This window comes from Nocardia sp. FDAARGOS_372 (genome assembly GCF_002554515.1).
In the GTDB taxonomy this organism is placed as follows: Bacteria; Actinomycetota; Actinomycetes; order Mycobacteriales; family Mycobacteriaceae; genus Nocardia; species Nocardia farcinica.
In genome coordinates this window covers 2,537,388-2,551,041 of the sequence record NZ_PDDW01000001.1, presented here as the reverse complement: position 1 = coordinate 2,551,041, position 13,654 = coordinate 2,537,388, and the positions used below count along the sequence as shown (strand labels likewise).

The 13,654-nt window shown below is 70.9% G+C and carries 10 protein-coding genes; 8 read left to right on the top strand and 2 right to left on the bottom strand.

What is annotated here, in order from left to right:
- The first annotated feature begins 171 nt into the window (after positions 1 to 171).
- Positions 172 to 1,965: an aspartate--tRNA ligase gene (gene aspS / locus CRM89_RS12220; protein WP_098084048.1), complete on the top strand. Its 1,794-nt coding sequence runs from the start codon at positions 172 to 174 to the stop codon at positions 1,963 to 1,965.
- 73 nt (positions 1,966 to 2,038) lie between these two features.
- Here aspS and CRM89_RS12215 read toward each other — a convergent pair whose 3' ends face one another.
- Positions 2,039 to 2,872 carry a hypothetical protein gene (locus CRM89_RS12215; RefSeq protein WP_098084047.1) on the bottom strand — a complete coding sequence of 278 codons (834 nt, stop codon included), beginning with the start codon at positions 2,870 to 2,872 and terminating at the stop codon, positions 2,039 to 2,041.
- A gap of 206 nt (positions 2,873 to 3,078) precedes the next feature.
- Between CRM89_RS12215 and CRM89_RS12210 the strand changes: the two genes are divergently transcribed.
- On the top strand, positions 3,079 to 4,248 hold the full coding sequence (locus CRM89_RS12210; RefSeq protein WP_041560243.1) for a phosphotransferase family protein: 1,170 nt from the start codon (positions 3,079 to 3,081) through the stop codon (positions 4,246 to 4,248).
- A gap of 3 nt (positions 4,249 to 4,251) precedes the next feature.
- On the opposite strand, the gene CRM89_RS12205 is transcribed toward CRM89_RS12210, so the two are convergent.
- Positions 4,252 to 5,883 carry an alkaline phosphatase gene (locus CRM89_RS12205; protein ID WP_098084046.1) on the bottom strand — a complete coding sequence of 544 codons (1,632 nt, stop codon included), beginning with the start codon at positions 5,881 to 5,883 and terminating at the stop codon, positions 4,252 to 4,254.
- Between the two features lie 99 nt (positions 5,884 to 5,982).
- Here CRM89_RS12205 and CRM89_RS12200 point away from each other — a divergent pair, with 99 nt between their 5' ends.
- The 6 genes from CRM89_RS12200 to CRM89_RS12175 all read left to right on the top strand — a co-directional run bounded on the left by CRM89_RS12200 (position 5,983) and on the right by CRM89_RS12175 (position 13,649).
- The gene (locus CRM89_RS12200; RefSeq protein ID WP_011210178.1) at positions 5,983 to 7,338 is read left to right on the top strand and encodes a replication-associated recombination protein A; all 1,356 of its coding nucleotides are present in this window, start codon (positions 5,983 to 5,985) and stop codon (positions 7,336 to 7,338) included.
- A 76-nt stretch (positions 7,339 to 7,414) separates the two neighbouring features.
- A complete protein-coding gene (gene alaS, locus CRM89_RS12195) occupies positions 7,415 to 10,081 on the top strand; it encodes an alanine--tRNA ligase (RefSeq protein WP_098084045.1) in 2,667 nt (888 codons plus the stop codon).
- The gene (gene ruvX / locus CRM89_RS12190; RefSeq protein ID WP_060590114.1) at positions 10,081 to 10,623 is read left to right on the top strand and encodes a Holliday junction resolvase RuvX; all 543 of its coding nucleotides are present in this window, start codon (positions 10,081 to 10,083) and stop codon (positions 10,621 to 10,623) included. The genes alaS and ruvX overlap by 1 nt, the downstream gene beginning before the upstream one ends.
- The gene (mltG, locus tag CRM89_RS12185) at positions 10,620 to 12,302 is read left to right on the top strand and encodes an endolytic transglycosylase MltG (RefSeq protein WP_098084044.1); all 1,683 of its coding nucleotides are present in this window, start codon (positions 10,620 to 10,622) and stop codon (positions 12,300 to 12,302) included. The genes ruvX and mltG overlap by 4 nt, the downstream gene beginning before the upstream one ends.
- Positions 12,292 to 13,113, top strand: coding sequence for a shikimate dehydrogenase (locus CRM89_RS12180; protein WP_060590118.1), 822 nt, complete (start codon positions 12,292 to 12,294; stop codon positions 13,111 to 13,113). Before mltG ends, CRM89_RS12180 begins: the two co-directional genes overlap by 11 nt.
- Positions 13,114 to 13,178: 65 nt before the next feature.
- Complete coding sequence (locus CRM89_RS12175; RefSeq protein WP_041560242.1) at positions 13,179 to 13,649, top strand: B-4DMT family transporter; 471 nt, start codon at positions 13,179 to 13,181, stop codon at positions 13,647 to 13,649.
- Positions 13,650 to 13,654: the final 5 nt, after the last annotated feature.

The following is a 13,654-nucleotide window of genomic DNA, read 5'->3' as shown; positions in this document are numbered from 1 at the left end:
TGCCACGCCGCTGCCCCGCGCGGGATACCCCGCCGGTGGGAGCCCATTCGGCTACAGCTTGACACGGGCCCGGCCGATATCGGTTTCCACTCGCCGATCGCGTCTCACTACGATGGCAAGCGCACCTGGTCGACGCCCGTACCGGTGTGAGAAATCGTCGAAAGGAATCCCGTGCTGCGCACCCACTTGGCTGGTTCGCTGCGAAGCGAGCATGCCGGTCAGACCGTCACCCTCACCGGATGGGTGGCCCGGCGGCGCGACCACGGTGGGGTGATCTTCATCGATCTGCGCGACGCCTCGGGGGTGTCGCAGGCGGTGTTCCGCGAGGGCGAGGCCGCCGAACAGGCGCATCGGCTGCGCGCGGAGTACTGCGTGCGGGTCACCGGCGTGGTCGAGCAGCGGCCCGACGGCAACGAGAACCCGGAACTGCCGACCGGGCAGATCGAGGTGAACGTCCGCGAGCTGGAGGTGCTCAACGAGAGCGCGCCGCTGCCGTTCCAGCTCGACGAGCAGCCCGGCGAGGAGGCCCGCCTCAAGCACCGCTACCTGGACCTGCGCCGCGAGGGCCCTGCCCATGCCATCCGGCTGCGCTCCAAGGTCAACGCCGCTGCCCGCGAGGTGCTGGCCCGGCACGAGTTCGTCGAGGTGGAGACCCCGACGCTGACCAAGTCCACGCCCGAGGGCGCGCGTGACTTCCTGGTGCCGGCGCGCCTGCAGCCGGGCAACTTCTACGCGCTGCCGCAGAGCCCGCAGCTGTTCAAGCAGCTGCTCATGGTGGGTGGCATCGAACGGTACTTCCAGATCGCCCGCTGCTACCGCGACGAGGACTTCCGCGCCGACCGGCAGCCGGAGTTCACCCAGCTCGACATCGAGATGAGCTTCGTGGAGCAGGCCGACGTGATCCTGCTCGCCGAGGAGATCCTGGTCGCGCTGTGGAAGCTGATCGGCTACGAGATCCCGACCCCGATCCCGCACATGACCTACGCCGAGGCGATGCGCCGCTTCGGTTCCGACAAGCCCGACCTGCGGTTCGGCGTCGAGATCACCGAGTGCACCGAGTACTTCGAGGACACCCCGTTCCGGGTGTTCCAGGCGCCCTACGTCGGCGCCGTGGTGATGCCCGGTGGGGCGAGTCAGCCGCGGCGCCAGCTCGACGCCTGGCAGGAGTGGGCCAAGCAGCGCGGGGCGAAGGGCCTGGCGTATGTGCTGGTCAACGAGGACGGCAGCCTCGGAGGTCCGGTCGCCAAGAACCTCAGCGACGCCGAGCGCGAGGGGCTGGCCAAGCACGTGGGCGCGGAGCCGGGCGACTGCGTGTTCTTCGCCGCGGGCCCGGCCAAGGCGCAGCGGGCGCTGCTCGGCGCGGCGCGCGGGGAGATCGCGCGCAAGGTCGGCCTGATCGACGAGAACGCCTGGTCGTTCGTGTGGATCGTGGACGCGCCGCTGTTCGAGCCCGCCGACGACGCGACCGCCAGCGGTGACGTCGCGCTCGGGCACTCGGCGTGGACGGCCGTGCATCACGCGTTCACTTCGCCCAAGCCGGAGTCGCTGGACACCTTCGACACCGACCCGGGGTCGGCGTTGGCCTACGCCTACGACATCGTCTGCAACGGCAACGAGATCGGTGGCGGCTCGATCCGTATCCACCGCCGTGACGTGCAGGAGCGGGTGTTCAAGGTGATGGGTATCGGCGAGCAGGAGGCGCAGGAGAAGTTCGGCTTCCTGCTGGACGCCTTCGCCTACGGCGCGCCCCCGCACGGCGGCATCGCCTTCGGCTGGGACCGCATCGTCGCGCTGCTGGCGGGACTGGACTCGATCCGCGAGGTGATCGCCTTCCCGAAGACCGGCGGCGGCGTCGACCCGCTCACCGACGCGCCCGCCCCGATCACCGCGCAGCAGCGCAAGGAGGCGGGGCTGGACGCCAAGCCGGAACAGGCCGAGGCGAAGAAGGCCGAACAGGCGGGCTGAGGCCCCCCACGACGGAATCGGCCGCGGCCCCGGACGGGTCGCGGCCGATTCGCGGTAGCGCGACGGAAGCGCCTCAGGCGGGAACCAGTGTGCCGCCGGTGAGACCCCGGTAGGCGTAGGTGACCGCGAGCACGCACACCGGTCCGGCGATCAGCACACCGATGCCGCAGGCCAGCAGGCCGAGCAGGGTGATCACCACGACCGACAGCGCGAGCAGCAGCACCTGCACCGGGTTGCGGGCCACGAGCATCGCGCTGGCGCGGATGGCATCGATCGGGCCCAGATCCTGGTCGACGACGAAGTGCAGCGAGAACATGCACAGCACGCCCACAGCCAGGCCGGGCAACACGCACAGGGCGAGGCCCAGCCACGTCCCCAGGAACGCCAGCAGCGCGGTGAGCAGCACGTTGCCCGCGTTGAGGACCTGGAAGAAGGAGCCGAAAACGGGTTTGACGCCGTCTGTTTCGTGCAGCGCGCCGCGCACCATCGCCGCCTGCAACAGCCACAGCCCGACCATCACCGCCAGGAACAGCAACACCAGCGACAGCAGCGAATTCGGCTCGAAGGTCTGCACCACCAACAGGAAGGTCAGGTAGATGACCACGCCGACGGCCGTAACAGCAAGCCACGGAGCCATATTCGACCGGAACTTCTCCAGTCCGTAGCTGATCGCGTTGCCGACGTCCAACGTGGTGGGTGCGGCGAGTTGCTGATAGCCGTACACCGGCTGGTCGGCGGGCGCGGAGCCGGGCGGGCCGTACTGCGGACCCGGCGTCGGCGCCCCCTGCGGCGGCGGAAGGTTCGGCGGCGGAAGGTTCGGCGGCGAACCGGGGTGAGGGTCGCCACCTCGCACCGAGGCGTCGCCTCCGGCCGGATCCTTCGGTGCGGAGGACGGTGTGTCGGTCACAGTCGTAGACCTTTCCGGACAACTGGTTTGCGAAGTGGCGCAGAGCAGTTCACGATGAGAAAACCGGACGCGTGCGATGGTGTCAAGGTGGACCCGACCCACTCGATCGTGTCCGCGCAGCAACACCAGGTGGACACGCCGAGCGACGCGGAAAGGTTGTGTAACCGCTCGCTAGAAGTGACCCGAAGCGAGTAGCTTGAGAGGCGATGACCGCACTATTGGCCGAACGCGCCGCCGACGTCGTGTCCGCAGCACAGCAGTTGCTCACCAAGCGAATGGGTGCTCCGGTGAAGCTGAGCGATCCGATCGAACTCAGCGGAAGTGGTAGGACGACGGTCCTACGTGTGCGTGTCGCGGAGAACGCTTTCTCGCTACCGCGGACGCTGATCGTCAAGCAGGTGCGCGGCGGTGCCCAGGACCGCACCACGGGCGGGCTGGCGCCGGGCGTGGCCAGCGTCGACTCGGCGTTCCTGCGCGAAGCGGTCTCCTACCAGTTCACCACCTCGCTCGGCCGGGACCAGCGTCCGGGCGCCTACCTGATCGCCTACAGCCTGCCCGACCGGCTGTTGATCCTGTCCGATCTCGGCGAGAACGCGGGCCTCACGGCGGTGCTGCGCTCCGGCGCCGAACCCGCCACCCGCAACGCGCTGATGGCGTTCGCGCAGGCGCTGGGCCGCATGCACGCGGCGACCGTGGGTCGCGAGGCCGACTTCGTGGCGCTGCTGCGCCGGGTGGACGTGGTGCACCGGGTCGACGGCATCGCCCAGCAGGCCGAGGCCGCCGTGGCGGAAGTGCCGCGCCTGTTGCAGCGGGAGCTGGGCTTGACGGTGCCGGTCGAGATCGCCGAGCGGATCGTCCGCGGTAACCGGCTGTTCTCGGCCGGGCGGTTCCGGGCGTTCAGCCCGTCGGACCTGTGCCCGGACAACGTGATGCTCAACAACGACGGCGCCCGGTTCCTCGACTACGAGTGGGGCGGTTTCCGCGACGCGACCCTCGACATCGCGTACGCGCTGGTGTCGTTCCCCGGGTGCCTGTGCGACGTGGAGCTGTCGCGGGAACGGGCCAGGCAGATGGTGGAGGCGTGGCGCGCCGAGGTGGTCGGGGTGTTCCCCGCGCTGGCCGACGACGCCGTGCTGGCCGAGCGGATCCTGGAGGCGCGCCTGATCTGGGTGTGGCTGACGACCTACTGGTTCCTGCCCGCCGACCACACCCGCATCGCCGCCGCGCGGGAGCACGGGTTGTCGGTGCCGCGGTCGGCGGCGCTGATCAACCGCTGGGCGGCTCTGGCCGAGGACGCGCGCTGCACCGGCGACGACGTCATCGGGGATTTCGCCGACGAGGTCTCGGCGATGCTGGAGGAACGCTGGGCCGAGTGAGGCTCAGGCGACCGGTCCCGGCTGGGGCTGGACGCGCCCTCCCGCGGGTACCGCGAACGAGGCACCGTGCCGGACCGGGGACGCCGGGTCGTCGACGTTCAGGAGGTAGAACCAGTCCATCTGGGTGCGGTCCGCGGTCACGTCGAGCACGCCGTAGCCGTGCGATTCGAGTTCGACGTAGCGCAGGTGGTGGTTGGCGGCCTTGATCGCCTCCTCCACCGGTACCGCGGCCGTGCGGGGCGGTGCCTTCAGCAGTTCGCCGATGCTCGCCGAGGTGACCGACGGCACGACGAACTCCGCACCGGCGGTCGGGCCGCCCGGATAGTTCGCGGCATCCACGGGGAGGTCGGCGGCCCAGGAGGAGTGGATGTCGCCGGTCAGGAACACCACGTCGCCGACCCTGTTCTCGGTGATGGCCCGGAACAGCCGCTGCCGGTCGGCGGTGTAGCCGTCCCACTGGTCGGCGTTGACCGGTGCGCCCGCGCGCGGCACGCCGAGCACAGCGGTGAGTGCCTCGGTGGTGGCCGGTTCCAGCGGCGGGAACAGCAGGGGCGCGATCATCACCGAGTTGCCCACCAGTTTCCACCGCACCGGCGCGGTGGTGAGCCCCGCGGTGAGCCATTCGAGTTGCTCGCGGCCGGTGATGGTGCGTTCGGGGTCGTCCACCGAGCGCCACTGCGCGCCGGGGACGACCTCCTCGTCGCGGTAGCTGCGCAGGTCGAGCATGGACAGTTCGGCCAGGTCGCCGAACCGGAGCCGGCGGTAGATCCGCACCTCGTCGCCGGACCCGCCCGCTCGCACCGGCATCCATTCCAGATAGGCGCGGGCGGAGGCGGCGCGGCGGTCGGTCCAGTCACCCTCGGTGGCCGGGTCGTGGTTGCCGGCGCCGCCCGACCAGGAGTTGTCGGCGGATTCGTGGTCGTCCCAGGTGCAGATGAACGGCAACCGGGCGTGCAGGGCGGCCAGGTCGGGGTCGGTCTTGTACTGGCCGTGCCGGACGCGGTAGTCGGCCAGGGTGCGGATCTCGTGCGCGGGTTCGTGGGCGCGCAGGCCGGTGCCGTATTCGCCGCGGGCGTACTCGTAGAGGTAGTCGCCGAGGTGGACGATCGCGTCGAGGTCGTCGCGCGTGGCCAGGTGCCGGTAGGCGCCGAACCAGCCCGCTTCCCAGTTCGCGCACGACACGACGCCGAAACGCAGCCGCTCGGGGGAGGCGTCGGCGGCGGGGGCGGTGCGGGTGCGGCCGGTGGGGGAGTGCTGGCCGAAGGCGGTGAACCGGTAGAAGTAGTCGCGCGCGGGCGCCAGGCCGGTGACGTCGATCTTCACGGTGTGGTCGGTGTCGGCGGTCGTCACGACGGTGCCGGACGCCGCCACCTGGGTGAACCGCTCGTCGCGGGCGAGTTCCCAGTGCACGGCCGCGGGTTCCCCGGCCCCGGAACCGGGCAGCGCCTCGTCGGAGACGGTGACGCGGGTCCAGATCACGACGCCGGTGGGCAGCGGGTCGCCCGAGGCGACCCCGTGCCGGAACACCGGGCCCGCGGCCCGCGCGCCCGGGGCGATCGATACCGCGGTGACGGCGGCTGCGACCGCGCCGCCCTTGAACAGCGTGCGACGGGCGAACGATTCCTTCTCGGCCACGGCACAGATCCCAGCCGATGCCGTCCGCGCTCGCAAATCGGGCGGTGTGCGGGGAGGTTGCGCACGGTGCTGTCGGCGCGCGCCGGTACGGTCGAAAACATGAGCGACGGGCTTTTCGACGTGCCGAGCGAAGCCGCGCCGGACCCGGGAATCGACGGCGCGGGCGTCGACTTCCGCGGCCCGGGCGACCAGGCTCCGCTGGCGGTGCGGATGCGGCCGCGGTCGTTGGAGGAGGTGGTCGGTCAGCAGCATCTGCTGGGCCCGGGGTCCCCGCTGCGTCGGCTCATCGAGGGCTCGGGCGCGGCTTCGGTGCTGCTGTTCGGGCCGCCGGGCACCGGCAAGACGACGCTGGCCTCGTTGATCTCGCAGGCGACCGGGCGCCGGTTCGAGGCGCTCTCGGCGTTGTCGGCGGGGGTGAAGGAGGTGCGTGCGGTCATCGACCTGGCGCGCAGGCGGCTGACCGCGGGCGAGCGCACCGTGTTGTTCATCGACGAGGTGCACCGCTTCTCCAAGACGCAACAGGACGCGTTGCTGGCGGCGGTGGAGAACCGCATCGTGCTGCTGGTCGGTGCCACCACCGAGAATCCGTCGTTTTCGGTGGTCTCGCCGTTGCTGTCGCGGTCGCTGGTGTTGCAGCTGCGTTCGCTCACCGACGCCGACATCCGGACCGTGCTCGATCGTGCGCTGGCCGACCCGCGCGGCTTCGGCGGCGCCTATCAGGTCACCGATGCCGCGCTCGATCACATCGTGCGCATCGCGGGCGGGGACGCGCGCCGGGCGCTGACCGCGCTGGAGGCCTCGGCGGAGTCCTCGCTCGACGGCGTCGTCGACCTCGATCTGGTCGAGGCCAGCGTGGACCGGGCCGCCGTGCGCTACGACCGCGCGGGCGACCAGCACTACGACGTGGTGAGCGCGTTCATCAAGTCCATCCGCGGCTCCGACGTCGACGCCGCCCTGCACTATCTGGCCAGGATGCTCAGCGCGGGGGAGGATCCGCGCTTCATCGCCCGCCGCCTGGTGATCTCGGCCAGCGAGGACATCGGCATGGCCGATCCGAGCGCATTGCAGACGGCGGTGGCCGCCGCCCACGTGGTGCAGTTGATCGGCATGCCCGAGGCCCAGCTGACGCTGACGCACGCCACCATCCACCTGGCCACCGCGCCGAAGTCGGGCGCGGTCCCGGCCGCGCTGGGCGCCGCCATGGCCGACATCTCCGCGGGCAAGGCGGGCGCGGTGCCGCCGCACCTGCGCGACGGCCACTACGCGGGGGCGGCGAAGCTGGGCAACGCGCAGGGCTACAAGTACCCGCACGACGATCCGGACGGGGTGCTGGCCCAGCAGTACCCGCCCGACGAACTCGTCGGCGCCGACTACTACCGGCCGACCGACCACGGCTACGAGCGCGAGATCGGTACGCGGGTGGAGAAATTGCGGCGGATCGTGCGCGGCCGGTAGCGGCGCCGCGGCGGCCGTCCGCGCCCGGGCCGGGCGATGAAAAAGCAGGTGCGCGGCCCCGGTAGGCTGGATACCTGTGCAGACCCACGAGATTCGACGGCGTTTCCTGGACCATTTCGTCCGTGCCGGACACACCGAGGTACCCAGTGCCTCGCTGATCCTGGCCGACCCCAACCTGCTGTTCGTCAACGCGGGCATGGTCCAGTTCAAGCCGTACTTCCTGGGCCAGGAGGCGCCGCCGTATCCGCGCGCGACCAGCGTGCAGAAGTGCGTGCGCACCGGAGACATCGAGGAGGTCGGTGTCACCACCCGCCACAACACCTTCTTCCAGATGGCGGGCAATTTCTCCTTCGGCGACTACTTCAAGGAAGGCGCCATCACCCTCGCCTGGGAGCTGATCAGCAAGCCCCAGTCCGAGGGCGGTTTCGGCTTCGATCCCGAACGCATCTGGGTCACCGCCTACCAGGACGATCCCGAGGCCGCCGAGATCTGGCACCGCGTGGCCGGCATCCCGAAGGAGCGGATCCAGTTCCGCGACGGCAAGGACAACTACTGGGACATGGGCGTGCCCGGCCCGGGTGGCCCGTGTTCGGAGATCTACTTCGACCGCGGCCCGGCCTACGGCAAGGACGGCGGCCCGGTCGCCGACGAGGACCGCTACCTGGAGATCTGGAACCTCGTCTTCATGCAGGACGTGCGCGGTGAGCTGAGCCCCAAGCAGGGCCATCCGCCGATCGGGTCGCTGCCGAAGAAGAACATCGACACCGGCATGGGCATCGAGCGTGTCGCCATGCTGCTGCAGGGCGTGGACAACGTCTACGAGACCGACCTGCTGCGCCCGATCATCGGCAAGGCCGAGGAGCTCACCGGTCGCCGGTACGGCGCCGAGCACGCCTCCGACGTGCGCTTCCGGGTGATCGCCGACCACGCCCGCACCGCGGCGATGCTGATCTCCGACGGCGTCAACCCGGGCAACGACGGGCGCGGCTACGTGTTGCGCCGCCTGCTGCGCCGTATCGTGCGCTCGGCGCGGCTGCTGGGCGCCGAGAAGCCGGTGATGGCGGAGTTCATGCAGGTCGTCAGCGACCTCATGTCGCCGTCCTACCCGGAGCTGGCCACCGATTTCGACCGGATCCGGACCGTGGCCGTCGGCGAGGAGACGGCGTTCCTCAAGACGCTGACCACCGGCTCGACGTTGTTCGACAACACCGCCGCGGCGGTGAAGGCCAAGGGCGGCACCAAGATCGCCGGCGCCGACGCGTTCACCCTGCACGACACCTACGGCTTCCCCATCGACCTCACCCTGGAGATGGCGGCCGAGGCCGGTCTCTCGGTCGACGAGGAGGGCTTCCGCTCGCTCATGGCCGAGCAGCGCCGGCGCGCCAAGGAGGACGCCGCCGCCCGCAAGCACGCCCATGCCGACCTGAGCATCTACAAGGAGCTCGTCGACCGCGGCGCCACCGAGTTCACCGGTTTCGACGAGCTCACCTCCGAAGCGCACGTGCTGGCCCTGATCGCCGACGGCGTGCGGGTGCCCACCGCCACGCAGGGCCAGGACGTCGAGGTCATCCTCGACCGGAGCCCGCTCTACGCCGAGTCCGGTGGGCAGATCGCCGACCGCGGCTCGATCACCGCGTCCGGGCTGAAGCTGCGCGTCAACGACGTGCAGAAGATCGCCAAGAAGCTGTGGGTGCACAAGACCACCGTCGAGCAGGGGCAGATCACCGAGGGCGATGTGGTGCTCGCCCAGGCCGACCCGGCCTGGCGGCGCGGCGCCACCCAGGGCCACTCCGGCACCCACATGGTGCACGCCGCGCTGCGGCAGGTGCTCGGCCCGAACGCGGTGCAGGCGGGTTCGCTCAACAAGCCCGGCTACCTGCGCTTCGACTTCAACTGGCAGGGCCAGCTCAGCGAGCAGCAGAAGGCCGACATCGAAGCGGTCTCCAACGACGCCGTCGGCGCGGACTTCCCGGTGAACACCTTCGTCACCGACCTGCCCAAGGCCAAGCAGATGGGCGCGCTGGCGCTGTTCGGCGAGAACTACGGCGACGAGGTGCGCGTCGTGGAGATCGGCGGCCCGTTCTCGATGGAGCTGTGCGGCGGCACGCACGTGCAGCACTCCTCGCAGATCGGCCCCATCACGCTGCTGGGCGAGTCGTCGGTCGGGTCCGGTGTGCGCCGCGTGGAGGCCTTCGTCGGGCTGGACTCCTACAAGTACCTGGCCAAGGAGCGCGCGCTGCTCGCCGGTGTCGCGTCGTCGCTGAAGGTGCCCTCGGAGGAGGTGCCCGCCCGCGTCGAGCAGTTGGTGGAGCGGCTCAAGGTTGCCGAGAAGGAGCTCGAACGCACCAAGATCGCCGCGGTGCTGTCGTCGGCGGGCAAGTTCGTCGAGGAGGCCGAGCGGGTCGGCCGGGTGCTGCTGGTCGCCGCCGCCGCGCCCGAAGGTGTCGCCGCGGGTGATCTGCGCACACTGGCCACCGACATCCGCGGCCGGTTCGGCAGTGAACCCGCCGTGGTGGTGCTGCTGGGCAACGCCGACGGCAAGGTGCCGTTCGTGGTGGCGGTTAACAAGTCCGCTCAGGAGATCGGTGTCAAGGCCGGCGAGCTGGTCGGCAGCTTCGGCCCCAGCATCGCGGGCCGCGGTGGCGGCAAACCCGAGATGGCGCAGGGCGCCGGATCGGATCCGTCCGGTATTCCGGCGGGGCTGGCCGCCGTGCGCGCCCGGGTGGCCGAAATCGCCGGCTGATGGACGCGCAGGAGCGTTCCGAGCGCCCCGACCCCGCCACCGACCCGGGGCGGGGGCGACGCCTCGGCATCGACGTCGGAAGTGTCCGCATCGGGGTCGCCTCGAGCGACCCGGACGGCATCCTCGCCACCCCGGTGGAGACCGTGCCGCGCGCGAAGAAGGTTCCGCGCGGCACCGTCTCCCCCGACATCGCCAGAATTGCCGAAATTGTGCGGGAGTACGAGGCTGTCGAGGTCATTGTCGGCCTGCCCAGGACGTTACGCGGGGAGAAGGGCAGCGCCGCGACCGCGGCGATCGCGTTCGCCGAAAGATTGCGGCGCGAAATCCCCGACGTGGCGATACGCCTTTCCGACGAACGTTTGACTACGGTGTCTGCTGCACGTGCTTTGCGGGACAGTGGAGTTCGCGCGCGTGGCCAGCGGCAGGTGATCGATCAGGCGGCGGCCGTATCGATCCTGCAGGGATGGTTGGACGAACGGAGTGCGGTGATGAGGTCGGTCGGGGAAGCGGAGTCGGCGGCGTCGTCCGGAGATGATGCATGACGGACCGGTGGACACGAGCGGAGGAGCGGTACCGGCAACGGGAAGCCGACCGCAGGTACCGGCGTGACGACGCGGCGTGGGAGCGCAGCGCCCGCTCGGCGCCCGCGCACGACGAGTGGGACGACTACGACGACGACACCGCCGTCATCCCCCGCTACACCGACGACGAGCCCGCCTACGACGAGTTCCGCTCGGCCGCAGGCGAATCCGGCGCGGTCGAGCCGGCCTACGCGGACTACCCCGAGGACCCGGACCACGAGCAGCCCACCGCCCGGGGGCGCCGGTCCGCCGCGGCCGCCGGCCGGCCGGCCCGCACCGAGTCCGCCGCTCGCCCTCGCGGTTCCGGTAAGCCCCGGCCGTCCGGCCGCACAGCAGACGGGGGACGCACCCGGTCGGCGTCCGGGCGTGCTCGGGCCGAGGGCGCGGCGGCCCGCAGCCGCGGCAAGGGCGCGGCGGGCCGTCCGGAGCGATCGGGGCGCCCGCAGTCGAAGGGGAGGAAAGCCTCGCGCGCGGCCTCCCGCAAGGCCGCCGAGCGGGAACGCCGCAGGCACACCACCTGGGTGCTGGCCGCCGTCTTCGTCCTGTTGCTCGGCGGTGCGGGCACCTTCGCGGTGATGAAGCTGACCGACGACTTCGCCCCCGCCGAGGACTTCGCCGGTCCGCCCGGACCGCTGGTGGTGGTGCGGGTGCATCCCGGCGACACCGCGAGCCAGATCGCGAAATCCATGTACGACAAGGGCGTGGTGGCCAGCGCCGACGCGTTCTTCGAGGCGGCGGTGCGCAATTCCGGCATGAACGCGGTGCAGCCGGGCTACTACCAGATTCCCAGCCGCAGCCCGGCCGCCGATGCGGTCGCCGCGCTGCTCGGCAAGAACTCCCGCGTCGGCAACCTGGTGATCTCGGAGGGACGTCAACTGCACGACCAGCACGACGTGAACACCGGCGCCCGCAAGGAGGGCATCTACACCAAGATCGCCGACGCCAGCTGTGTGGGCACCGGCGCCGAACGCAAGTGCGTGACCTACGAGGAACTCGACGCCGCGGGGGCCAGTGCCGATCTGGCCGGGCTGGGCGTGCCGTCCTGGGCCGAGGCGGCCGTGCGTGCGGCACCCGACCGCCGCAGGCAGATCGAGGGCCTGATCGCGGCGGGCACCTGGGACTTCGATCCCAGCGGCAGCCCGCAGCAGATCCTGCGCGAACTGATCACCGCCAGCGCGGCCGGCTACGAATCCACCGGGCTGTTGCAGTCGGGGGCGAACACCCAGCTGAGCCCGTACGAGACGTTGATCGCGGCGTCCCTGGTGGAGCGCGAGGCCCTGCCGCAGGACATGCCCAAGGTCGCCCGGGTGATCATCAACCGGTTGAAGATCGATCAGCCGTTGCAGTTCGACTCCACGGTGAACTATTCGCTGGACCGCACCGAGGTCGCCACCACCGACAGCGACCGCGCCACGGTCACCCCCTGGAACACCTACGCGATGGCGGGGCTGCCCGCGAACCCGATCGCGGCGCCGTCGCTGAACGCCTTGCGCGCGGTCGAGAATCCCGAACCGGGCAACTGGCTGTACTTCGTCACGATCGACCAGAAGGGCACGACCCTGTTCACCGAGAGCTACGCCGAGCACCTGCGCAATATCGACAAGGCGATGGAAAGCGGGATCCTCGACAGTGGGCGCTGACGCGACGACTCCCCGGCGGGCGGCGGTGCTCGGCAAGCCCATCGGGCATTCCCGCTCACCGCAGCTGCACCTGGCCGCCTACCGCGCGCTGGGCCTGGACTGGACCTACGACCGCATCGAATGCGATGCCGCGCAGCTGCCCGGCCTGGTCGACGGGCTCGGCCCGGAATGGGTCGGCCTCTCGGTCACCATGCCCGGCAAGGAAGCCGCGCTCGGCTACGCCGACGTGCGCACCGAACGGGCGGTGCTGGTCGGCTCCGCCAACACGCTGGTGCGTACCGAGACCGGCTGGCGGGCGGACTGCACCGACGTGGACGGCGTACTCGGCGCGCTGCGCGGCGGGGGAGTGACCGGCGTCGGCTCCGGCGTGGTGCTGGGCGCGGGCGGCACCGCGCGGCCCGCCCTGCTGGCGCTGCGGGAGCTGGGTGCGCGGTCGGTGACGATCGTGGCCAGGGACGAGGGCAGGGCGCGCCCGGCCCGTGAACTCGCCGAGAAGCTCGGTCTGACCGTGACGGTCGCCGGTTTCGACCCGGACGGTGTGCGGGCCGCGTGCGCGCAGGCCCAGGCGGTGGTCAGCACGATCCCGGCGGAAGCGGCGGCCACGATCGCGGCGGCCGTCGCCACCGCGCCGGTGGTGCTCGACGCCATCTACAACCCGTGGCCGACGCCGTTGGCCACCGCGGTGGAGGCGGCCGGGCACACCGTCGTGAGCGGTCTGCAGATGCTGCTCGAACAAGCCTATGGGCAGGTCGAGCAGTTCACCGGGCGTCCGGCGCCGCGCGCGGCGATGGCCGCGGCGCTGACCTCGTGACGCCGCGGAATTTCTGACACGGGTTCTAGTTCTGTTCGGAACGTGCTGCGGTTAAGGTGGTCCCCATGAATGCTTGGGTCGTGCGCGGGGTGCTGCTCGGTGCGCTGGTCGTGGCGCTGCGGGTGCTGCTGGGGATCGCGATGGTGAACGCGCCGACACAGGGGGTCTGGTGGCGGATGCTGTGCCTGGTCGTGCTGCTGGCCGCGATCGTCGGCTGGGGTGTGCTCGACGGGCGTCGCGACCGGGTGGCCCATCCCGATCCCGAGCGCGGCTCGGACCTGACCATCCGCTGGTTGCAGGCCGCCGTGCTGGGCGGGCTCGGCAGCAGCCTGGCCTGCTGGCTGCTGGACTTCCTGCCGGGCTTCGACCTCGGCGACAACGGCCTGCTGTTCGAACTGACCGCCTCCTCGGCGTTCATCGTGCTGCTGATCTTCGTCCCCGCCCTGGCCGGTGTCGCTATCGGCCGGTTCCTGGCCGGGCGCAAGGCCGACAAGGCCACCGCGCGCGGCGGGCAGCACGCGGCCGTCGGCGCCTGAATCCC

What these genes read in the sequence shown, in the direction of transcription:
- ruvX (WP_060590114.1), top strand. Translation starts at nt 10,081, where the DNA reads ATGGACGCGCAGGAGCGTTCCGAGCGCCCCGACCCCGCCACCGACCCG.
- mltG (WP_098084044.1), top strand. Translation starts at nt 10,620, where the DNA reads ATGACGGACCGGTGGACACGAGCGGAGGAGCGGTACCGGCAACGGGAA.
- CRM89_RS12175 (WP_041560242.1), top strand. Translation starts at nt 13,179, where the DNA reads ATGAATGCTTGGGTCGTGCGCGGGGTGCTGCTCGGTGCGCTGGTCGTG.
- CRM89_RS12210 (WP_041560243.1), top strand. Translation starts at nt 3,079, where the DNA reads ATGACCGCACTATTGGCCGAACGCGCCGCCGACGTCGTGTCCGCAGCA.
- CRM89_RS12200 (WP_011210178.1), top strand. Translation starts at nt 5,983, where the DNA reads ATGAGCGACGGGCTTTTCGACGTGCCGAGCGAAGCCGCGCCGGACCCG.